Raw genomic sequence first — 20,678 nt, forward strand, 5'->3', positions numbered from 1 at the left:
CGTGCCCACATTCAACATCACGCGTTGATATTTTTTATGGTGGGCACGGCGCAAAAGCGCCTTTGCCCACCCTACAGTCTTGCTGCGAGAATGCAGGCTGTTCCGCGGAGTGGAACTGGACGGGTTGAACGGAGTTTCCCACCGTTGCTCTTGCAGTTTCTGGAGGCTCCTTGAACCGTCGTGGTTTTCTTCAAGTCTCTGCCGCGTTGCCGCTCGCGGCCGCGACGGCACGCGGTCTCCTCATACCTGCACAAGCCCAGGCGGCTCCATTCGATCGTTCGATCGTCCGACAGATGGCGCGGGATGCGGCCAGCAAACCGTTCAAGGCGCCAGACAGCAAACTGCCGGATAATCTGAAGGACCTCGACTATGATCGCTACCGGGCGATCCGGTTTTTGCCCGATCGCGCATTGTGGCGTGGCGAAAAACTTCCCTTCGAAGTGCAGTTCTTCCATCGCGGCTTTTTCTACGCCAACAGGGTGGATATCTATGAGGTCGCAAACGGTCAGGCGAGCAAGATCGCCTATCAACCCGAGCACTTTTCGTTTGGCGACACTGCGCCGCCCAAGCCCGGCATCGACCTGGGTTTCGCCGGCTTTCGGCTTCATGCCCCGATCAACAAGCCCGATTACTATGATGAGGTCTGCGTTTTCCTCGGCGCCAGCTACTTTCGCGCTGTTGCGAAGGGCGAACTTTACGGGCTTTCGGCCCGCGGACTTTCGATCAACACCGGCCAAGCCAAGGGTGAGGAATTCCCGTTATTCAAGGCATTCTGGATCGAGAAGCCGGTTGCGAACGCCACATCGATCGTCGTGCACGCGCTGCTCGACAGCGAAAGCACGGCGGCGGCATATCGCTTCACGATAAGGCCCGGCGATACCACCGTGTTCGACGTCGAGATGGCCATTTATCCGAGGGTTGATCTCGAGCATCCCGGCCTCGCGCCGATGACCAGCATGTTTTTCTTCGGACCAAACGACCGGATCGACGTCGACGACTTCCGGCCGTCGGTGCACGATTCCGACGGCCTTGCGATTTCCAATGGGCGAGGCGAGCAACTCTGGCGGCCTCTGCACAATCCAAAAGATCTTCAGATCAGCACTTTCTCCGATCTCAATCCGCATGGTTACGGATTGATGCAGCGGCAAAAGGATTTCTTCGCCTATCAGGATCTTGAATCGGGCTTCGAGCGGCGGCCAAGCCTGTGGGCTGAGCCGATCGGCGATTGGGGCGAAGGCGCGGTGCAGCTGATCGAAATCCCCACCAAGGAGGAGGTTCACGACAACATCGCCGCCTTCTGGCATCCCAAGTCGGCGCTGCAGGCAAAAGGCGAGCACACCTATACCTATCGGCTGCACTGGGGTCCCGATACGCCCAAACCTATGTCGCTGGCGCGATTTTCTCGCACCGCCGTCGGCGCCAAAAACGAGGGCAGCAAAATATTCGTGCTCGATCTGGTCGGCGAGAAGCTGAAATCCATCGACCCCAAGAATATTCGCGGCGTCGTCTCGGCGGAAAAGGCCAAGGTGCAGAACATCGTCACCCAGCCCAATCCGATGACCGGCGGCTGGCGGTTGAGCTTCGAAATTTCCAAGGAAAAGGCGCCGGTGGAGCTTCGCGCATCCCTGATGCAGGGCAGCGACGCCATATCGGAGGTTTGGGTCTATCGATGGACACCTTGACCCATGCTGCGGCGGAGGAATTCTGCGGTCGGGATCGGCGCGAGGATTTCCTTCCCGCGGAATCGCCGCTGGCGATGTCGACGCAGGCTTTGCGTGATTTTTCCAGCCAAGACCGCACCGAGCAACGTGACAGAACGCCGGTTTTGCTGCGACGGGTCTACATCCTCGTCGGCACCGCCGCCCTGACCTTGGCGGGCTGCTACGAGATGTATGACGTTCTCAAGATCGGCGGCATCACGGTGCTTGAAGCGCTGGTGCTCGGACTGTTCGTGCTGCTGTTCGCATGGATCGCGTTTTCATTCATGTCGACATTGGCCGGTTTCTTCGTCCTGCTGCTGCGGATACGCGATCCGCTCGGCATCGATCCCAACGCCCCGCTTCCGTCGATCCGCAGCAGAACTGCAATGCTGCTGCCGACCTATAATGAAGACCCCTATCGCATCATGGCCCGGCTTCGCGCCGTATCCGAATCCGTCGAGCAGACCGGGCAGGCCGTGCAATTGGACTGGTTCATCCTGAGCGACACCACCGATCCTTCGATCTGGATCGCCGAAGAGAAATGCTTCCTGCAGCTTCGCCGCGACCTTGGCGCGGGCAAGGTTTTCTATCGTCATCGTGCGAAAAATACCGCGCGAAAATCCGGCAATATCGAGGACTGGGTCAGGCGGTTCGGCGCCGGCTATGACCATATGATCATACTCGACGCCGACAGCCTGATGACGGGCGACAGCATTGTCCGGCTTGTCGACGCCATGGAACGGCATCCCGCCGTGGCCCTGATCCAGACGCTGCCTGTCGTGGTCAACGCCCGAACGTTATTCGCGCGATTGCAGCAATTTGCGGGACGGCTTTACGGTCCCTTGATAGCTGCCGGAATCGCATGGTGGCACGGCTCCGAAGGCAATTATTGGGGTCACAATGCAATCATCCGCGTGCGCGCATTTGCGCGCGACGCCGGACTTCCCGAACTGCGCGGCCGCAAGCCTTTCGGCGGGCATATTCTGAGCCATGATTTCGTCGAAGCCGCGCTGATGCGACGCGGCGGGTGGGCGATACGGATGGCGCCGACGCTTGGCGGCAGCTTTGAGGAATGTCCGCCCTCGCTGCTGGATTTTGCCGCGCGCGACAGGCGGTGGTGCCAAGGCAATCTTCAGCATCTGGCGGTTCTTCCGGCGCGCCGGCTGCACTGGGTGTCGCGGCTTCATCTGCTCACCGGGATTGGGGCCTATCTCACCGCGCCGCTCTGGCTGATCTTTCTGGTGCTCGGGATTTTGACATCGCTACAGGCACAATTCGTCCGGCCCGAGTATTTTCCGAAAGGATTTTCACTGTTTCCGACATGGCCCGCGCAGGATCCTGTCCTCGCTGCCTGGGTTTTCCTCGGCACGATGGGATTGCTGATCGTGCCAAAACTGCTCGCTTTCATCCTGCTGCTGACGCAATCCGAATACCGAAAGCAGTTCGGCGGAGGTTTTATTGTTTTTGCCGGCATCGTGATTGAGACAGTTTTGTCCGGACTGATCGCGCCGGTCATGATGATCTTTCAATCCTCCGCTGTGGGAGAAATCCTTGTCGGGCGTGATGCGGGTTGGCAGGTCCAGCGACGCGACGATGGCGAGGTGCAACGTGGTGAAATCGTTCGCAGATACGCGCTGCCGACCTTTTTTGGCGTCCTGATGGCTGCCAGCGCGTATGCCGTATCGTTGCCGCTGTTGCTGTGGATGGCGCCGGTGATTCTTGGCCTGTTGCTGGCTATTCCCATCGCCATGCTGTCGTCCGTGGCCCGCTCAGCCGATGGCCGGTCCAGGCTGTTTGCCACCCCTGAGCGGCAGGCGCCGCCGAATGTTTTACGCCGCGCCAATGAACTCGTACATACGTTGCACCAAGCTGTTCGCTGCCCTTTGCAAGAACTCCGCAGCGATCCCGACCTGTGCGCAGCGCATTTGAGCAGTTTATCGGCTCCGGCGCTGCGGATTCGCGGCCAGGTCGATCCGTATCTGGCGGTTGCGCGGGCGAAAATCGAGGATGCCGAGAATTTCGATGAGGCTGTTGAATATCTAAGTCCGCGAGAGACATTTGCGGTGCTCAATTCGAGAGCCATGCTTCAGAGTTTACTTAAGCTGCCGCCTCGGCGCGCCTAGAGCGTAATGAGTTCAGGTTAACGCGGCTCCCTTTCACCTCTCCCCGAAGGGGAGAGGTGAAAGCCGAAGCGCCAGCGAAGGCTTCGGGTGAGGGGTCTCTCCACGCATTCGGATTCGCGGAGAGTCCCCTCACCCGCCGCGCATCTAACGATGCGCATCGACCTCCTCCCCTGCGGGGAGAGGTGAACTGGGGGCCGTGCCGATTCGAGTTAAAATCATCATGCTCTAGCTTAAGAGCAGCGCGCACCGATGCCGCCGGCAAGTGGATTACGCGCTTTTTGCCCGCATCGGTCTTGCCAACAGCCCGCCGACGCGACAACCTCTGCTTTCAAACAAGGCCGGACAAGCCGGTGGATTTGCTTAAGCATCAACCGGAGCTTTTCGCCATGTCGATGCAAAGTGTGGCCTCTCCCGCGACGGTCTTCGTCGGCCCGCCGAAACGCGCGGCGCTTGCCCATATTCCCGGCGACGAGGGCTGGCCGATCATCGGCCGCACGCTGGCGGTGCTTGCCGACCCCAAGGGCGAAGTCGAACGGATGGCCGCAACATACGGCCACGTCTATCGCAGCCGCGTGCTCGGCGAGACCAGCATCAGCGTGCTCGGTCCCGAAGCCAACGAACTGGTGCTGTTCGACCAGAGCAAACTGTTTTCCTCCACCTATGGCTGGGAGATCGTGCTCGGCCGGCTGTTTCCGCGCGGGCTGATGCTGCTGGATTTCGACGAGCACCGGCTGCACCGCCGGGCGCTGTCGGTGGCGTTCAAGTCGGGGCCGATGAAGTCCTATCTGTCCGAACTCGACGCCGGCATCGCGGCGCGGGTGGCGCAATGGCGCGCGCAGCCGGGGCCGATCCTGTTCTATCCGGCGATGAAGCAGCTCACGCTCGATCTCGCCGCCACATCGTTTCTCGGCGCCGGCATCGGCCCCGAGGTCGACGAGATCACCCGCGCCTTTGTCGACATGGTCGCCGCCGCCGTCACCCCGATCCGCACGCCGTGGCCCGGCACCCAGATGGCGCGCGGCGTCAAGGGCCGCGAACGCATCGTCAAATATTTCTCGCAGCAGATTCCGCTCCGGCGCGAGAAGGGTGGCGAAGACCTGTTCTCGCAACTATGCCGCGCCACCCATGACGACGGCGCGCTGCTGTCGACTGAGGATATCGTCGACCACATGAGTTTCCTGATGATGGCGGCGCATGACACGCTGACCTCGTCGCTGACGTCGTTCATCGGCGCGCTCGCCGCCAATCCGCAGTGGCAGACAAGGCTGCGCGACGAGGTGAACGCGCTGGGCTTGCGCGCCGAGGAGGCGACGACGTTCGACAAGCTGGAGGCCATGCCGCTGTCGGAGATGGCGTTCAAGGAGGCGATGCGGATGAAGCCGCCGGTGCCGTCGATCCCGCGCCGCGCCACCCGCGCCTTCACCTTCAAGGGGTATGCGATCCCGGCGGGCACCATGACCTCGGTGAACCCGCTGTTCACCCACCACATGCCGGAGATCTGGCCCGATCCGGAGACGTTCGATCCGTTGCGATTCACCGACGAGGCGCAGCGCGCCCGCCACCGCTTCGCTTGGGTGCCGTTCGGCGGCGGCGCGCATATGTGCCTGGGGCTGCATTTCGCCTACATGCAGGCCAAATGCTTCGCGCGGCATTTCCTGCAGAATCTCAGCGTCTCGCTGGAGCCCGGCTACACGCCGCAATGGCAGATGTGGCCGATCCCGAAACCGAAGGATGGATTGCGGGTGACGCTGAAGGCGGTGTGAAACACCGTCATTGCGAGGAGCTCTTGCGACGAAGCAATCCAGCAGCCGCAAGAAAGGCTGGATTGCTGCGCCGCGGAGTTTATCATCGGGCCAGCCAAAGGCCGGACCCATTGGCTCCTCGCAATGACGGCGCTCTTACGCCGGCGCGTCGAGGCCGACCACGTCGATGCCATCGGCGCGTCCGCGAATCGGCAGTTGCCCGAGGTCGCGAACCGCGAAGGGCGGCGCGGAGTTGAACCGCGCCATCGCCGCGCGGGACGCAAGAAAGCCTCCCTCCACATTGCGGCTGAGTTCTTCCAGCCGCGCCGCGGTATTCATGACGTCGCCATTGAAAACGATGGCGCGCTTGATGTCGCCGATTTCGCCGACGATCACAGGCCCGAAATGCAGGCTGCCGCGGATCCGCGGGCTCGAGCCGAATTCGCGTTCGAACTGGCCTGAGGCGCGCGACAACGCATCGCGCATCGCCATGAAACAACGCAGCGGACGGCCATCGACTGAGCCGCCGCGTTCCGGCCAGGTCACGATCACCTCGTCGCCGACATAGCCCAGCACTTCGCCGCGCGTGTCCACGACGGCGACGGTGAGCAGGCGGAAGGTGCGATCGAGGAAGCGGTGGATGCCGACGCCGCCGAGCCGTTCGGCGAGGCCGGTCGATCCCGCGATGTCGACGAACAAAACGAAGCGGTTTTCTTCGACCGGCGCGTGATAGCGCCCGGTGATGAAATTCAATAACGCGCGCGGGCCGATCAGGTTGGCGATGCCGAAGACCAGATTCATCAAGACCGAGAGCACGGCGGAATAGATAAAGCCGAACCAGAAATTTCCACTGGATGTTTGGCGTGGCACGCCGGCGATGACCTCACCGGGCTGGAAAAGCTGGATGATCACAATGATCGAGGCGTAGATCGCACTCCGTGCAATCAGATTGGCCGTGAACGAGAGATTACCAAGCCACGCCCGCATCGGGCCATCCAGGACGAATAGCTCGACGCCGCCGATCGTCGCGCTGATCAGCAGTCCGTATACGACTCCTACCGCCATGGAGGTAGGTGAAGTGCGCCCCAGCGCAAAGCTGACCGCAAATCCCGCGATCGTGCCCGCCACAATGATGACGGCGAATATTCGCAGCCTTCTTTCGAGCCTTGCGTTCATGATGCACCCCCGCGTGACGCCCACCGACTATACACGGGAGCGGGCGCAATACCGCGGGGCGATCGCATCGCCAAAAAGGAGATTGGATTTTATCGGGCGCGGGTCCAAAATACGGTCAGCTTCAAGGAATCGGAGCGCCCGGAGCCTGTCATGATCCGCAACGATCTCGATCCTCTCATCCTCGACCTCCTGGAATGGATCGGCCGCGAACCCCGCAGCTACGCCGACGTGATCGACGCGTGGCGCACCTCGTGCCCGCGGCTGACGGTATGGGAGGACGCGATGGACCGCGGATTTGCGGTGCGCGAGCATGTGAAGGGGAGCGAGGTGATGATCCGGCTGACCGCGTCGGGGCGCGGCTTTCTGCGCGAGCACGGGCGGGTCGTGAGAGACGCCGCAAAGCAAATCGTGCTGAGAGGCGTCTTGGCTTCAACAAGCACACCGTCATCCTGAGGTGCTCGCCGTTCTTCACGGCGAGCCTCGAAGGATGGGCCACAAGCGCCCGTGGCGATCCTTCGAGACGCCGCGCAAGCGCGGATGACGGCAAGTGACTACACCTTGCCCTGATCAAATGCCTTGCGCATCGCGGCGAGGCCCTGCTGCTGCCCGGTCCAGTTGCGGCCGCCGGTGATCGCGCCATCGATCACGAGGTCATGGCCGTTGACGAACGATGATTCATCGCTGGCGAGGAACACCGCGGCATAAGCGATATCTTCCGGCAGCCCGGCGCGCTGGATCGGCTGCTGCGTCTTGTAGATCTCGCGCATCACTGCCGGGGTTTTCTCCGCCGCTTCGACCGAGAGGCCGAGCGCCTTGCCGAAAATCCCGGTGGCGATCGCGCCCGGTGAAATGCTGTTGACCCGGATGCCGGATTCGCCGAGTTCCATCGCCACGCATTTGGTCAGATGAATGACGGCGGCCTTGGCCGCGCCATACACCACCGACGACGAGAAGCCTGCGAGCGTTCCCGCGATGCTGCCGTTGTTGATGATGCTGCCGGAGCCCTGCTTTCGCATATGCGGCGCGGCGTGTTTCATGCCCAGCATCACGCTGCGCAGCAGCGTCGCCATCGCGGCGTCGAACCGCGCGACGTCGAGACCCTCGATGCCGCCGGTCTGCGCCGGGCCGCCGGCATTGTTGAACAGGCAATCGATGCGGCCGAACGTGTCGACGGCATGCCCGATCAGCGCGCGCATCTGGTCTTCCTCGGTGACGTCGGTTTGGCGGAAGATGCAGTTGGCGCCGAGGTTTTTGGCGAGCGCCTCGCCCTCCGGCGCGCGGCGACCGGCGACCACGATTTTCGCGCCTTCCTCGACGAAGATTTCCGCCGTCCGCAATCCGATGCCGCTGGTCGCGCCGGTGATGACCGCGACCTTTCCGTCCAGCCGCCCCATGTCGTTCTCCTGTGTAGGCAAGTTCGTCCCGGCATATTCCCGGCTTGCGATCAGCAAAGCAAGCCATGCCGGCCGCTGTCAGCCATTTGCCTTTGCCATCGGGATTTTTCCTCTATGGTCGGCCTTATTTTCGATATTCCGGTCGGCTGAATGGGACAGATGGCGAAATGGATTGACGAATTTCGGCGCGGCTGGCAGGGGACATCGCAACCGCCGCTGCTTTTGAGCGTCGGCTTTGCCGCATTTTGCCTTGTGCTTGCAACCGCAGCGCGCTGGGGCCTGTCGCTGATCCGGCCCGAACTGGCCTTTGCGCCGTATTTTCCGGCCGTGCTGTTCGCGACGACATTCGGCGGCTTTCGCATCGGTCTCGCCACCGCGGCGGCGGGCGGCCTGCTCGGCGCGGTGGTGGCCTTTGGCGACACTCCGGCCGATTCCGTGCGACCTGCCCTGTTGCTGATCTATGTGCTGGTGTCAGGGCTCACCATATGGGGCGCCTGCCACTATCGATCGATCGCGTCCCATCACCGCGAGATTTCAAAGCGCCTGACCGAGGAAGAGACCTACCGAAAGCTGGTCGTCGACGAGCTTCAGCATCGCCTCAAGAACAAATTATCGACAATCCACGCAGTCCTGCGTCAGGTTCTGCATAATCAACCGCAAATCTGGGCCAGCATCGACGGGCGCATTCGCGCGCTGTCGGCGACCGACGAACTCATTGCACGGGCTGACGGGAACGGCTGCGACCTGCGGGAACTGCTGCTCTCCGAACTCGGCCCGTACGGCCATGTGCGATTTACGTTGAACGGCGAGCCGCTGTTTCTTCCCGCCAAGTTCGCCGTCAGCCTTGCGCTGATTTTCCACGAACTCGCCACCAACGCCGTCAAATACGGCGCGTTTTCCGCGGCCCGCGGCTTGTTGCAGGTTTCCTGGTCCGTCAGCGACGACCGCCTCACCATTGTCTGGGACGAGACCGAAGGCCCTCCAATCGGCGCCGTGGGTGAACCCGGCTTCGGGACTAAACTGCTGAATTACGCGCTGAAGCCGTTTGACGGCAAGACCGAGATCGCATTCCTGCGCAGCGGCGTTCATTGCACGCTGAAATGCCGGATACCGCGCGATCTGTCTTAAAATAGCTCGTCATGCCCGGCCTTGCGCCGGGCATCCACGTCTTACCTTCACCAAAGCAAGAAAGACGTGGATGGCCGGGCCTTCGCCTCGCCGAAGCGGCTTCCGCCGCGCAGGCGGGACCAAGCCCGGCCATGACGACTGAGGGTCGCCGTTGACACTCTATTAATGACAACTCGCGTCGGTTCCATGCAAACCGGCCCCGCCATGTGCTGTCATCAGGTTTCTCGGAATGACTTAACGAAAACTACAAGAGAGGTTGCGAAGGTCGGCGACCATGCAAAGTGCCGACAAACAACACTTCTCCACCCTCGCAGGCGACGGCGAACGGACCTCCGCTCGCCCCGGCGCGGCTTCCGCCACAATCGGCGTCGGGCGCGAGCGCGACGTTCACGCCGAACTGAACCTTCTGACCGAAATTTTCAGGATGCTCCCCACCGGCATAACGGTGCAGGACGAGCACGGCTGCTTTCTGCTGGTGAACGACGCTGCCGCAGCCCAATTCAAGCTTCCAGCCGCCGATTTGCTCGCCGCCCCGTCAACCGCGCCGCTGCCTACAAAAGAGCTGGCCGGTCGCCGCCAGACCTGCGTCGAGTTGCTGCGCGCGGACCGCGTTGCCGTCACTGAGGAATGCGTCGCCGATGGCCACGTCAAGCGGACATTTCTCACCACCCACCGGCCGGTCGTTATATCCAATACCAGGCTGCTGCTGACCAGTTCCGCGGACCTTAGCGAGCAGAAGGCGGTCCAGGACGAGCTGTTCCGCCGCGCCTATTATGACGAGCTCACCGGGCTGCCGATGCGGCGGGTGATCGAACGGCATGTCAACGACCTGCTGCATGATGACGAGCCGGACAAATTCGCGCTCGCCTTTCTCGACATCGATAATTTCAAGCACATCAACGACTATTACGGCCACGCCATCGGTGATGCCTTGCTGGTCGAGGTCGCGCGCCGCCTCGGACTCGATTTACGCGAAAGCGACATGCTGTCGCGGATCAGCGGCGACGAATTTTTGCTGCTGCTCAATCCGATCCAGAGCCAGCAGGAGGTGACCGAATACATCCAGTTCCTGCTGCAGCGGCTGCGGGCGCCATTCTTCGTCGACGGCTCCGAGGTGTTTGCATCGGCCTCGATCGGCGTCAGCCTCTATCCCGAGCATGGCCGCAGCTATGACGCGCTGCGCCAGAACGCCGACATCGCGATGTACCGCGTCAAGAACGAGGGCAAGGGCGCCGCGGTGTTCTTCGACGTCAGCATGGAACGCGAGGCGCTGGCGCGCATGGAAATCGAGCAATCGCTGCGGCTGGCGATTCTCGACAAGCGCTTCTGCTGCGCGTTCCAGCCCAAGGTCGATATCAGAACGCGTGAAATCAAAGGCATCGAGGCGCTGGTTCGCTTGCGCAACGACGACGGCGTGATTCAGGCGCCCGGCACTTTCATCAATCTCGCGGTGGAATTGGGGCTGATCGACGAACTCACCCATCTGGTGCTGGCCGAGATCATGAAGTCGATCGACCTGATCAACGATACTTTTGGGGCCAACACCAGCATCAGCATCAATGTCGCCGCAAAACAGGCCGGCAATCCGGAATTCATGCAGTCGTTTGCCCGCGCGCTGGAGGCCACCGGCTGCCCGCGGCGTTTTATTATCGAAGTCACCGAAGATGCGTTCGTTGCAAAAACTCATTTCCAGGATGAGATTCTGCCGATCTTCCGCCAGCTCGGGGTCGGGATTTCCATCGACGATTTCGGCATCGGCTATTCGTCGCTGTCGGCGCTGGCCGACATCACCGCCGACGAGATCAAGATCGACCGCTCCTTCATCACCGACATCCACAAACGCCCGCGCAGCCAGGGCATTTTGAAAGCCATCGAGTCCCTGAGCGAAGCGCTCGGCATGACCGTGATCGCCGAGGGCCTCGAGACCTTCGAGGAACTGGCCTATCTGCAAGCCGCCACCAAAATCCGCTACGCCCAGGGTTTTTATTTCTCCAAGCCGATTTTTTTGGAGGAACTCGGCGCGCTGGGGCGGGCCGCAAGCGCGGTGCGAGCTATCTCGGAAAATCGTCCCGCGCCGGAAACCCGTCCGGTTTACTCCCGCGCTAACGGCTATGGGCGGTAAGTAAAAACGCACCACTGCCGAAACGAGACGACACGGCGTATGGGTCCCCGCCTTCGCGGGGACGATTCAGAGTTCGTCATGCGAAGAGCACTTGCGACGAAGCAATCCAGTCTTACTTCGCGGCCTCTGGATTGCTTCGCGGAGCCTGTCATCGGGCGGCGCTTCGCGCCGACCCGTTGGCTCGCAATGACGGAGTTTTGCTACTCGCCCTTGATGTTGTTCTCCTGCACGATCGGCCCCCACAGGTCCATCTGGGCTTTGAGAAATTTGCGCTCGTCTTCGGGGCCGCCCAGCAGCATCGTGACCTGCAGATTCTCCGAAATCTGTTTCGAAATCCCCGGCTCGCGCAGGGTTTCGATCAGCGCGTTGCCAAACCGCTCGTTGATCGGTTTCGGCGTGCCGGCCGGCGCGAAGACGCCCCACCACGCGTAGGATTCGAAGTCCGCAAAGCCGCTGTCGATGGCGTTCGGCACCATTGGCAGTGTCGGAATGCGCGTCTTGCCGGTTTGCAGCAGCGGACGGATCGTTCCGGCGCTCACTTGCGGCATCACCAATGCGGCGCTGCCGATGATGAAGTCGACGTGGCCGGCGATGGCGTCGTTCATGGCCGGCCCGCCGCCGCGATAGGGCACATGCACCATCTTGATGCCGGCGCGTTTTGTCAGTTGCACCATGGTGAGATGCCCGACGCTGCCTGAGCCTACCGACGCGTAGGTCAGGGTGTCGGGTTTTGCTTTCGCCGCGTCGATGACGTCAGCCAGCGTTTTGTAGGGACGCGACGGGTGCGTCGCCAGAACATTGGGCGCGGTGCCGATCAGCACCACCGGATCGAGGTCCCTCACGGTGTCGAACGGAAGGTTCTGCAAGAACGGATTGACGGCATGGGTGTCGAACACGAACAGCCAGGTATTGCCGTCGGGCGCCGACTTCGCCACCGATGCGGTGCCCGCGCTGCCCGACCCGCCGGACTTGTTTTCGATGACGATGGTGGCGCCGAGCCGCTGCTGCATTCCGGTCTGCGCCAGCCGCGCGATCGGGTCCACGGTGCCGCCCGGCGGAAACGGCACGATGATCTTGATGATGCCCGATGGCCAGTTTTGCGCGTTGGCTGTTCTGCTGCGCGTCAGAAACGGCGCCAGCGCCGCGCCGGCAATCATTGTACGCCGCGTTATCCGCATGAAATTCTCCCCATCGGCTTCTCAATTTGTTGGCGGCTGAACGCCGCGGGCGAAGTGAACCACACCCCGCGCCAACAATACAGATGGCGTAAAGCAACCCACAAGTTCGTCATGGCCGGGCTTGTCCCGGCCATCCACGTCTTTATCTGGCTCAAAGATGTGGATGCCCGGCACAAGGCCGGGCATGACGCATCAATTCAAACCCAATATGATGCCATCGCCTTCGGCCGGCATTTTATTTCGAATCCGGACCTGCCGGCGCGGATCAGGCATGGCGTTCCGTTCACGCCGTATAACCGCGCGACGTTCTATGGCGGCGAGGCGACCGGATATACCGACTATCCGTTTCATGACGAGTTGCAACGCGCGTAAGCCTCGTGTCCCGCACGCGGTGCAGCGCCCCTTCGCTGCTCCGCAGAGCCGGGACCGCGCCAGACGCCGGCCGCCGTTATGCCCCACCGAGCCCGTTGCCGAGGTGCGCCTGATCGGCTACATCACCACCACGCACCCGTAGCTCAGCTGGATAGAGCGTTGCCCTCCGAAGGCAAAGGTCACACGTTCGAATCGTGTCGGGTGCGCCAATTATCTCAACGATTTAAGTAATTTGGTGCTTTTTACTACTTTGGGCAGGTAAGCACCGGGTAAGCGGCGCGAGGGAACATGAGGCCGACACAGATCTTCAGAGGTTGCAAGATCGGTGCGAACTCCCTCTATTCAATCGGCACTTTTCACAGCGGCGTTACGGTACTTAGCCAACAGATTCGCGCGCTCAATCTGGCTTGGGCATTTATCGAAGGCAAAATTGTTGACTGTGTCATCCCAAACCGACGCACGAGCAAACCGAAAACGGTCGCCATCGTGGGTGGTGGGTTTGCTGGTTTGACGTTTGCGGCGGGATTAATCGCCAAACGCGCGAACGTAGAAATCACAATCTTTGAAGAGAGAGATACTCTCTTGCCCCTTCAGCACGGCAGCGACTCTCGTTGGCTTCATCCTCAAATCTACAACTGGCCCGGCCCGCGAAGCGAAATGAATGTAGCGATGTTGCCAGTCCTAAATTGGTCCGCGGCGCGAGCATCGGACGTCGTTGTACAGATTATGACGGAGTGGAAGGCAACCGTAGAGCACGCCCCGCTAAAACCTAAGCTTTATTGCAATGCGGGTCACCTGCAGGTCACCGCAACACCTGGGAAGGGGCTAGCCGTCGAATGGGTGGGAGAGCGACGTAACCCAGGAGATGCAACCATGGACGAGGACGCCCAGGTTCATGCAGTCGGTGCATCTAAGGTTTTTGATCATGTGGTCTTGGCTGTGGGATTCGGGCTTGAGCAGCATGATGCGATCTCTTATTGGCGCAACGAGCAATTAGGCCAGCCTAGCCTCGATCAACCCAGCAAGACATTTCTTGTTTCGGGGCAGGGCGATGGCGCCATGATCGACCTTCTTCGTCTTAGAATTTCTCACTACAGACCAGATCGAATCTTGGACCAGCTGTTTTCCAATAAGCCAAAGTTACTCGGCGCGATAGTAGACCTTTATCGTCGCGATCTCGCGGCGAGGCGCCCTACTTCCTTATTCGCCTCCTTCGAATCACTGGGCGAGCAGCAGGGCCCGATTGCGATTGAATTTAAAGCCATCTGCGACGATCTGCGCAAAAGGTTGCGACGAGATACGAACGTAATTCTTCACATTCGTCAACAAAGCTTTGCAGCCGTCTTTGGGCCGGGGACATCGTTTCAGAATCGCTTTCTAGTCTATCTCCTGTTTAAGTGTGGCGGATTCATTCCAACCAGCATCGATGCCGAAAAGGTCATCGCGCAGCACGACCTCGGTCGCGATTGTGTCGTAATACGACACGGGACTGACAGAATTGCTCAAATTACGCGAATACTTTCTGGAACGCTTTTATCCACATTCAAAAGGCGGTCCCGATCATCCTCATTCTCTCTGTCGGATAGCATCGCCTGGCGGGGCGGCTACTTCGGATTTTTTGGACCGAGGGACGGTGCTTCCCGACTGCCCGACGAACTGAAAAAGAGCTGGCGGAAAGAGTATCTTCCAAGCCCGACTGCGCTTCTCGCGACAGCATTGTGTTCGTCGATTGCGGGGTATCTCAGCGGTTCGCATCCCCTCGATAAACGGCTACGTGTAACAATTCATCGAGCGTTGCAGATCGGCACGGAGGAAGTGCTGCAACAAGCCTGCGATTATCAAGGCATCGCCTTGGTGCCGGAGAGGACCGCAGGGCGCACCTTTCCAGCTCGCAACGCGACTATCGGCTTGGCGTACCAGTGCCGTCGAGTAATTCGCTCTAGGCGTCGTGTTAGCAAGCGTCTTCTGGAGAACACCATGACCAATCTCCGATTGAACGACGCATCCAGCAAAATGGCTAAGGAAGTCGGGTTCATTCTGGCGATCCCATTGGTCGAGCCTGAGCGCAACTACACTCTTCCAGAGCCGGTTGCAGCCGTTATCTATATTGACAGTGACGCTCCTGATTTCTTTGTCGATGACAAGAGCTTGCAGATCCTTATTTCGATTGCTCAGCGTTTTCTGAACAGCCTCACTCGTTCCTCTTTTGCCGACGACCTCGGCCGAGTACGAAACTTCCGCCTTTCGGCCATTGGCAGCAAGCGTACTGCGGTGAAGGCGCTGGCAGGCAAAGCCGCCCGATCGTTGGAGCTTGTAGACGTTTCGCCCCCGGCAACAACTTCAGCTTTTCAGCTAAATTTCGATTATTCGGACTTCGTACCCACGCAAATCAGGCCTATATGATAGGTCCAGTTCACGGAGCCGCTTAGAAAAGCGACGAGCCAGGGAGGCAATATGGTTCGCCAAGATCAAATCGCTGGAGCACAGACCAGCAAGGTGACCACCAATGCTGTGGCTCATCGGCTCAAGTGTTGGCCTGAGTTTTTTGACCCAATTCGACGCGGCCTTAAAACGCATGACCTTCGTCGCGCGGATGACCGCGCGTTTGCGGTGGGCGACAAGATTTTACTTGAAGAATACGACCCAGAATCACGGGCATACACGGGCCGATCCGTGGTTGTTCGCATTACGTACATAACATCTTCGGATGTTCCTTGCGCGCTATCACAAGATGCCCTGCATCCCAATTTTTGCATTCTTAGTATTGCGCTTTGCGGGTAGGAGGCGCGATCAGAGATGCCGAAGCTCTTGGGAGTTACCGGCTACTCTGGTGCGGGGAAGACTTCCGCCATTGAGTACATAACTGCTCGAAGCGGAGCAAATCGCATTTATGTCGGTCAATTAATCACCGATGAAGTCATTGCACGGCGATTGCCACTTGGGGCCGACAGTGAAAAAAATGTAAGGGTTGGACTTCGAGAACTCTACGGGATGGCAGGTCTCGCTGTGCTTGTTACTCCCACAATCCGAGCCAGTTTTGCCCTCGGACGATCCGTCGTCATCGACGCTATCTGCTCGTTAGAAGAGCTAGATCATTATCGAAAGACTTTCGATGCGACGGCTGTCTTGGTATCGATTTTAGCTTCGTTCGACGTTCGTGCCGACCGTGTTGCGCTAAGATCTGAGAAGACCATGACACGTGAAAAGCTCGTCGAAAGAGACGAGCTCGAGAAAAACGTTCTTCGGACTGATCTTGCAATAGAAGCAGCAGAAATTAAGATTTGTAACGAGGGTGATTTGCCCGGCCTTCACGAGCAGCTAGACGCTCACGTGTGTGGCTTGATCCCGTCGTTTCACAAGTGTCCGTGAGAACAGAGAAATGGTACTATTTGATTTTGCAAACTAGGAGCGAGAGTTGGATCGCTCTCACAGTCCGGCTTGAACCACCTCAGCTGCTCGATTTCAGACTGCGGCGATGGCAGGCCGGTTAGCTTGGCAGAATAAAGTCTGACAGTTACTATGGTGTCTTGAAGGTCAGCTGCCACGTCAGAGAACGAGCCTAGAAAATCGATGCTTGATGCATCAACACCACAACCCAGCTCTTCTTCTATTTCCCTGACGAGAGCTTGCCGATCATTTTCCCCTAGCTCGGGCTTGCCGCCAGGTAGGATGAAACTTTCTCCCCCCTTCTTCCTTACCAGTAGCAGCCGGTTGCCGTCGGTGACCGCTAAGCCGATTTTCACGATCTCGCGTTGCTGTGACATCTGACTGGCCAGTTGACTGGGGGATAGCGAATCAGGGCATTGAATCTATGTGCGCACTGCGCCGCAAGCTGAATTTAGCAATGCCCTCTGTGGATAAGTTAGCGGGTTTAGCGGGGAAAAGTCCCATCTCTAAGCTCGAAGAGCTCTAGTCGCCATCGCTCTCCCCGCAGGGGAGAAGTCGACGCGCATCGTCAGATGCGCGGCGGGTGAGGGGACTTCCTGCGAGTCCAGTTGCGTGGAGAGACCCCTCACCCGAAGCCTGCGCTGCGCTCCGGCTTCGACCTCTCCCCTCCGGGGAGAGGTGAGAAGGAGCCGCTTCAACCTAAATCCATCATGCTCTAGAGGGTAACTGCGCAGTTCCGCGCCTGACGATCGGCAGATGTTCGCCTTTCAATTCCTCTCGGTGAGCGCCGGCCAATCCATGGTCCGCGACGAACGCGGATCCGCGATGGACAGCGTGCACGAGGTTGACTGGACCTGCGAGGGCGCGATTGAATGTGTGATTGAATTGCTGCATTTATGATGCGACTACGATGCGGCACGCAGCCGCGATCCCTTCAAAACCCTTTCCCCGATGACCACACCCGCCGTCACCCCCTCACAAGTCCGCAGCGCGCTGCTGCTGCGCGATGAAATCGCCCTGCTCGATTTGCGGCACGAGGCGGCCTATGCCACCGGCCATCCGCTGTTCGCCGCCAATATGGCGGCCGACAGGATCGAGCTCGAAGCCGAGGTCAGGCTGCCGCGCAAGAATGTGCCGATCGTCATCTACGACGCGGGCGAAGGCCTTGTCTCCTTGGCAGCGGATCGCTTGGCGGCATTGGGATACACCGACATTCGCCAGCTCGGCGGCGGACTGCGGGCCTGGCAGATGGCGGGCTATGAGTTGTTCAGGGATGTGAATTCCTACGCCAAGGCGTTCGGCGAACTGGTGGAACAGCGCAAGCACACGCCTTCGCTCCCCGCCGACGAGGTCGCCGCGCTGATTGCGGGCGACGCCAATATCGCGATTCTCGATGTTCGTCGCTTCGACGAATATGCGACCATGAACATACCCGGCTCGATCAGCGTGCCCGGCGCGGAACTGGTGCTGCGCGCGGGCGGCATTGCCCCGGATCCGGAGACCACCATCATCGTCAATTGCGCCGGCCGTACCCGATCGATCATCGGCGCCCAGTCGCTGGTCAACGCCGGCGTCGCCAACCGGGTGCTGGCGCTGCGAAACGGGACGATCGGCTGGACGCTTGCAAACCAGCGTCTCGAACATGGAGCGGAACGGCGCGGCGGGATCGGCCTGTTCGAGGGAGCGCAAACCAATGCCCGGGATGTCGCCTATCGCGCCGGCGTTCGCCATCTCGGCACGGAAGACGCCATCGCGCTGCAGGCGCAGGCTCACCGCACGCTTTATCGCTTCGACGTTCGCTCTGCGGACGATTATGCGGCCGGTCACATTCCCGGCTTCCGCCACTATCCGGGCGGGCAGCTGGTCCAGGAGATCGACATGGCCGCACCCGTACGCGGCGGGCGCATCCTCTTGACCGACGACAGGGGCGTGCGCGCGGACATGACCGCGTCCTGGCTCGCGCAGATGGGCTGGGACACCTGCGTGCTCGACGGCGGATATGACCGCGCGCTGGAGGTGGGGCCGCCGGACGTTTTGCCAAAACCCGATCCGTCCCACCGCTATCGGCGTCCCTATGAGGGCACCGACGTCGACACCGACGCAATGCAGGCCTATCTCGATTGGGAATACGGGCTGGTCGAACAGCTGAGGCGCGACGCCAGCCACGGGTTCTCTGTGATTTGAGCAAGACCGCCGTGCGGGCGAATCTTTCCCTCACGCCTTACGGGCACAGGCCTTTCGGTCCTTGACCGGTTGGAGTGCAGGCGGCGGTGCGTGATGGCCCGGGCCGGAAGCCGATTCGATCGCTCGCATGAATTCCGCTTGCGCGGCACTCGACGACCAGTCGACGTAGACGATCGCCGCGCCTGACACCGCGAGCAAGACAGCAATCTGGAGCGCCAGGATCGCAAGGATTCCCAGCCGATGGGCGCCGCGGTTGTTTTCTCCGGCTTGATGGCGTGAAGGCATCGACGCCTCCCAATAAGTGTTGCACCGCGATAGCCCGAAAGGCGGTGGGCGGATGTGAACTGCCTCACATCGCGGAAAATTATTCGCCGGGCCGCCGGGCCCGACAGCCGCGCGGCCGACATCGCGTCATTGTGATCGGCGCAGCAGGACGTCGGCCATCGCCGCGCTGATTGGCAGGCCCGTTTCGATCTCGACAAACAGATACTGGCCGTCGGTGTTGACCTCCAGAAAGTGGGGGATGCCGCTTGCGTCGCACCGAAGATCGTAGGCGCCGTAGATCAGCCCCGCCGCGCGGTGAAAGCGGAGCAGGCGCGCTTCGGTGTCGGTCGGCAGTTCCGCCGCCTCCATGACGCGGCTGAAATGCAGCCGCCCATCGACCGGATGCTCCGCCTCGGCGAGATCAACCTTTGCCGTGAAGACGCGCATGCCGATGATGGTCACCCGATATTCGATCATCCCTGCCAGATATTCCTGCATCAGCACGGGACAGAGCTTGATCGAGCTGAAATCCGGAATCGCGCTGCTGTCGATGAAGCGCGTCTCGATCAGCCGAAAACGCCAGCTTGCGATGGATTTTGTCACGACGCGGGAATGCCGGCTTAGAAATTCAAGCGCCTTTTCCGGCTCGTTGGTGATGATCGTGCTCGGAACGGGCAATCCGCACTCGAGTGCCAGCTGCAGTTGCAGCGCCTTGTGATCGATGAAGCGATTGCGTTCGGCAGGATTTACGATCAGCCGCGCCCGACCGCACAATATGCCTTCGAACGTGCTGTCGGTCGCCCGTCTCGCATAGTCGCGATACTCACCGTGAAGCTTGTCGTCCAGCGTGTAGGGGCGGAAACGCCGAAGCCACACGCTGTGGCGGCGTGGCTCGGCAAAACGAGCGGCGCCGAGTTCGCGAGTCTCCTCCGTGCCGTCCCAGGCATAGGTCAGCGCTTCGGCGGCGGGGAATGCTTCATTCGACAGGATGGCGCAGGAGCCGCCACGGCCTTCGATCTCCCGTTTGACCGCAAGAGCGTGAACGTCTTCCGGAGTGGAGACGATGATGACATCCGATCCAGTGGTCATGCAGGCCGAGAGATAGACCGGGATCAGTTGTCGATGATGGGATCATCGTTCTTTTGGCCGTCCCAAACCTGCTTCTCGTTATCATCGTCATGATCGCCGGCCTTGACGTGGATGTCCGGCAACGTGCCGACTGCCGTGCCGGAGTAGCTTGCGGTTGTTTCGGTACGGTACTGGTCCGTCATTCCTGCGTATAAAGGCCGGTTCGTTGCGGGCGGCTCCTGCACAAGCCCGCGGTCCATCAGCCAACGCTTTTCGCGGTTGGGATAGGCGAATGTGGGCTCGACCGCGTCCGCCCAGGACGGCACCTGGAACGCGAACGGCGCTTCGGCGAAGAAATCCTTTGCCGGCACCGAAAAGGCGCTGCGGATCGCCGCGTTCGGTCGCAGGCGAATCTGCGCGCGGAAACCGCGAGTATCGGACGACGCGAAGATCCGATCGGGCTGCGAAACGTCGAGCACGTCGCTTTTTGCGATCAGATATTCGGTCTGAAAATGAAGAATCCTGATGTCGTTGTCGTCATGCGCAAGGATGTAGGCCTTGAGTTCGCGCTCGCCGCCATCGTCGACGTCGCTTTGATTCGGGGGACCATATGGAACGTACTTGCTTGCCAGAAAGTCTGTGAGTTCCATTTCGATCCCTCCCTCGTGAGCTATGATCCAGACCAGCGCGCAAAGCGAGTCCGCAAGCGATTAGAGCATCTCGTGGCCGATCGTGCAACCATGCCTGGCATGAGGAGACCGAGGCAACGTGCAGGCAGTACCGGATGGCTTCCGGGGCTTCCCGAGTTCCTTAAAATGCCCGTCGCGAATGGTTCCGGCC

General features: G+C 60.3%; 17 protein-coding genes, 1 tRNA gene and 2 pseudogenes. 13 read left to right on the plus strand and 7 right to left on the minus strand.

The window, feature by feature from the left end:
• The first annotated feature begins 170 nt into the window (after positions 1-170).
• The 3 genes from VGP39_RS19950 (at position 171) to VGP39_RS19960 (ending at position 5,586) form a co-directional block, all read left to right on the plus strand.
• Complete coding sequence (locus tag VGP39_RS19950; RefSeq protein WP_327569818.1) at positions 171-1,682, plus strand: glucan biosynthesis protein G; 1,512 nt, start codon at positions 171-173, stop codon at positions 1,680-1,682.
• Entirely contained in the window at positions 1,670-3,823 is a 2,154-nt protein-coding gene (gene mdoH / locus VGP39_RS19955; RefSeq protein WP_414644742.1) for a glucans biosynthesis glucosyltransferase MdoH, read from the plus strand. Before VGP39_RS19950 ends, mdoH begins: the two co-directional genes overlap by 13 nt.
• 386 nt (positions 3,824-4,209) lie before the next feature.
• Positions 4,210-5,586 carry a cytochrome P450 gene (locus tag VGP39_RS19960; protein ID WP_327569819.1) on the plus strand — a complete coding sequence of 459 codons (1,377 nt, stop codon included), beginning with the start codon at positions 4,210-4,212 and terminating at the stop codon, positions 5,584-5,586.
• A gap of 135 nt (positions 5,587-5,721) precedes the next feature.
• Here VGP39_RS19960 and VGP39_RS19965 read toward each other — a convergent pair whose 3' ends face one another.
• Positions 5,722-6,741, minus strand: a complete 1,020-nt coding sequence (locus tag VGP39_RS19965) for an adenylate/guanylate cyclase domain-containing protein (RefSeq protein ID WP_327569820.1) — start codon at positions 6,739-6,741, stop codon at positions 5,722-5,724.
• A 150-nt stretch (positions 6,742-6,891) separates the two neighbouring features.
• Here VGP39_RS19965 and VGP39_RS19970 point away from each other — a divergent pair.
• Positions 6,892-7,122 (plus strand): annotated as a pseudogene (locus VGP39_RS19970) (hypothetical protein); the annotation flags it as partial.
• 170 nt (positions 7,123-7,292) lie between these two features.
• Here the strand turns inward: VGP39_RS19970 and VGP39_RS19975 are convergent.
• Positions 7,293-8,135, minus strand: a complete 843-nt coding sequence (locus VGP39_RS19975; RefSeq protein ID WP_327569821.1) for a glucose 1-dehydrogenase — start codon at positions 8,133-8,135, stop codon at positions 7,293-7,295.
• Between the two features lie 159 nt (positions 8,136-8,294).
• On the opposite strand from VGP39_RS19975, the gene VGP39_RS19980 reads away from it, so the two are divergent.
• The gene (locus tag VGP39_RS19980; protein WP_327569822.1) at positions 8,295-9,263 is read left to right on the plus strand and encodes a sensor histidine kinase; all 969 of its coding nucleotides are present in this window, start codon (positions 8,295-8,297) and stop codon (positions 9,261-9,263) included.
• Positions 9,264-9,537: 274 nt separating this feature from the next.
• On the plus strand, positions 9,538-11,385 hold the full coding sequence (locus VGP39_RS19985; RefSeq protein ID WP_327569823.1) for a putative bifunctional diguanylate cyclase/phosphodiesterase: 1,848 nt from the start codon (positions 9,538-9,540) through the stop codon (positions 11,383-11,385).
• 200 nt (positions 11,386-11,585) lie between these two features.
• On the opposite strand, the gene VGP39_RS19990 is transcribed toward VGP39_RS19985, so the two are convergent.
• On the minus strand, positions 11,586-12,563 hold the full coding sequence (locus VGP39_RS19990) for a tripartite tricarboxylate transporter substrate binding protein (RefSeq protein WP_327569824.1): 978 nt from the start codon (positions 12,561-12,563) through the stop codon (positions 11,586-11,588).
• A 204-nt stretch (positions 12,564-12,767) separates the two neighbouring features.
• Between VGP39_RS19990 and VGP39_RS19995 the strand changes: the two are divergent.
• The 5 genes and pseudogenes from VGP39_RS19995 to VGP39_RS20010 all read left to right on the plus strand — a co-directional run.
• Positions 12,768-12,935, plus strand: a pseudogene (locus VGP39_RS19995) (alkene reductase); the annotation flags it as partial.
• Between the two features lie 132 nt (positions 12,936-13,067).
• A tRNA-Arg gene (locus VGP39_RS20000) sits at positions 13,068-13,144 on the plus strand.
• Positions 13,145-13,223: 79 nt separating this feature from the next.
• The gene (locus VGP39_RS20005; RefSeq protein WP_327569825.1) at positions 13,224-15,338 is read left to right on the plus strand and encodes an FAD/NAD(P)-binding protein; all 2,115 of its coding nucleotides are present in this window, start codon (positions 13,224-13,226) and stop codon (positions 15,336-15,338) included.
• Between the two features lie 51 nt (positions 15,339-15,389).
• Positions 15,390-15,716, plus strand: a complete 327-nt coding sequence (locus VGP39_RS28210; protein WP_414644744.1) for a DUF3850 domain-containing protein — start codon at positions 15,390-15,392, stop codon at positions 15,714-15,716.
• A 15-nt stretch (positions 15,717-15,731) separates the two neighbouring features.
• Positions 15,732-16,304, plus strand: a complete 573-nt coding sequence (locus tag VGP39_RS20010; protein ID WP_327569826.1) for a hypothetical protein — start codon at positions 15,732-15,734, stop codon at positions 16,302-16,304.
• Here VGP39_RS20010 and VGP39_RS20015 read toward each other — a convergent pair.
• A complete protein-coding gene (locus VGP39_RS20015) occupies positions 16,289-16,699 on the minus strand; it encodes an NUDIX domain-containing protein (RefSeq protein ID WP_327569827.1) in 411 nt (136 codons plus the stop codon). The two genes, VGP39_RS20010 and VGP39_RS20015, sit on opposite strands and share 16 nt — an antisense overlap.
• A 379-nt stretch (positions 16,700-17,078) precedes the next feature.
• Here VGP39_RS20015 and VGP39_RS20020 point away from each other — a divergent pair, with 379 nt between their 5' ends.
• On the plus strand, positions 17,079-17,222 hold the full coding sequence (locus VGP39_RS20020) for a hypothetical protein (protein ID WP_327569828.1): 144 nt from the start codon (positions 17,079-17,081) through the stop codon (positions 17,220-17,222).
• Positions 17,223-17,273: 51 nt separating this feature from the next.
• Complete coding sequence (locus VGP39_RS20025; RefSeq protein ID WP_327569829.1) at positions 17,274-18,506, plus strand: rhodanese-like domain-containing protein; 1,233 nt, start codon at positions 17,274-17,276, stop codon at positions 18,504-18,506.
• 30 nt (positions 18,507-18,536) lie between these two features.
• Here the strand turns inward: VGP39_RS20025 and VGP39_RS20030 are convergent, their stop codons facing one another.
• The 3 genes from VGP39_RS20030 to VGP39_RS20040 all read right to left on the minus strand — a co-directional run bounded on the left by VGP39_RS20030 (position 18,537) and on the right by VGP39_RS20040 (position 20,488).
• Positions 18,537-18,791, minus strand: coding sequence for a hypothetical protein (locus VGP39_RS20030; protein WP_327569830.1), 255 nt, complete (start codon positions 18,789-18,791; stop codon positions 18,537-18,539).
• A gap of 126 nt (positions 18,792-18,917) precedes the next feature.
• Positions 18,918-19,859 (minus strand): hypothetical protein, encoded by a 942-nt coding sequence (locus VGP39_RS20035; RefSeq protein ID WP_327569831.1) that lies wholly within the window; start codon positions 19,857-19,859, stop codon positions 18,918-18,920.
• Positions 19,860-19,882: 23 nt separating this feature from the next.
• Positions 19,883-20,488, minus strand: a complete 606-nt coding sequence (locus tag VGP39_RS20040) for a hypothetical protein (protein WP_327569832.1) — start codon at positions 20,486-20,488, stop codon at positions 19,883-19,885.
• Positions 20,489-20,678: the final 190 nt, after the last annotated feature.

Source organism: Bradyrhizobium sp. (assembly GCF_036009065.1).
Taxonomy (GTDB): Bacteria; Pseudomonadota; Alphaproteobacteria; order Rhizobiales; family Xanthobacteraceae; genus Bradyrhizobium.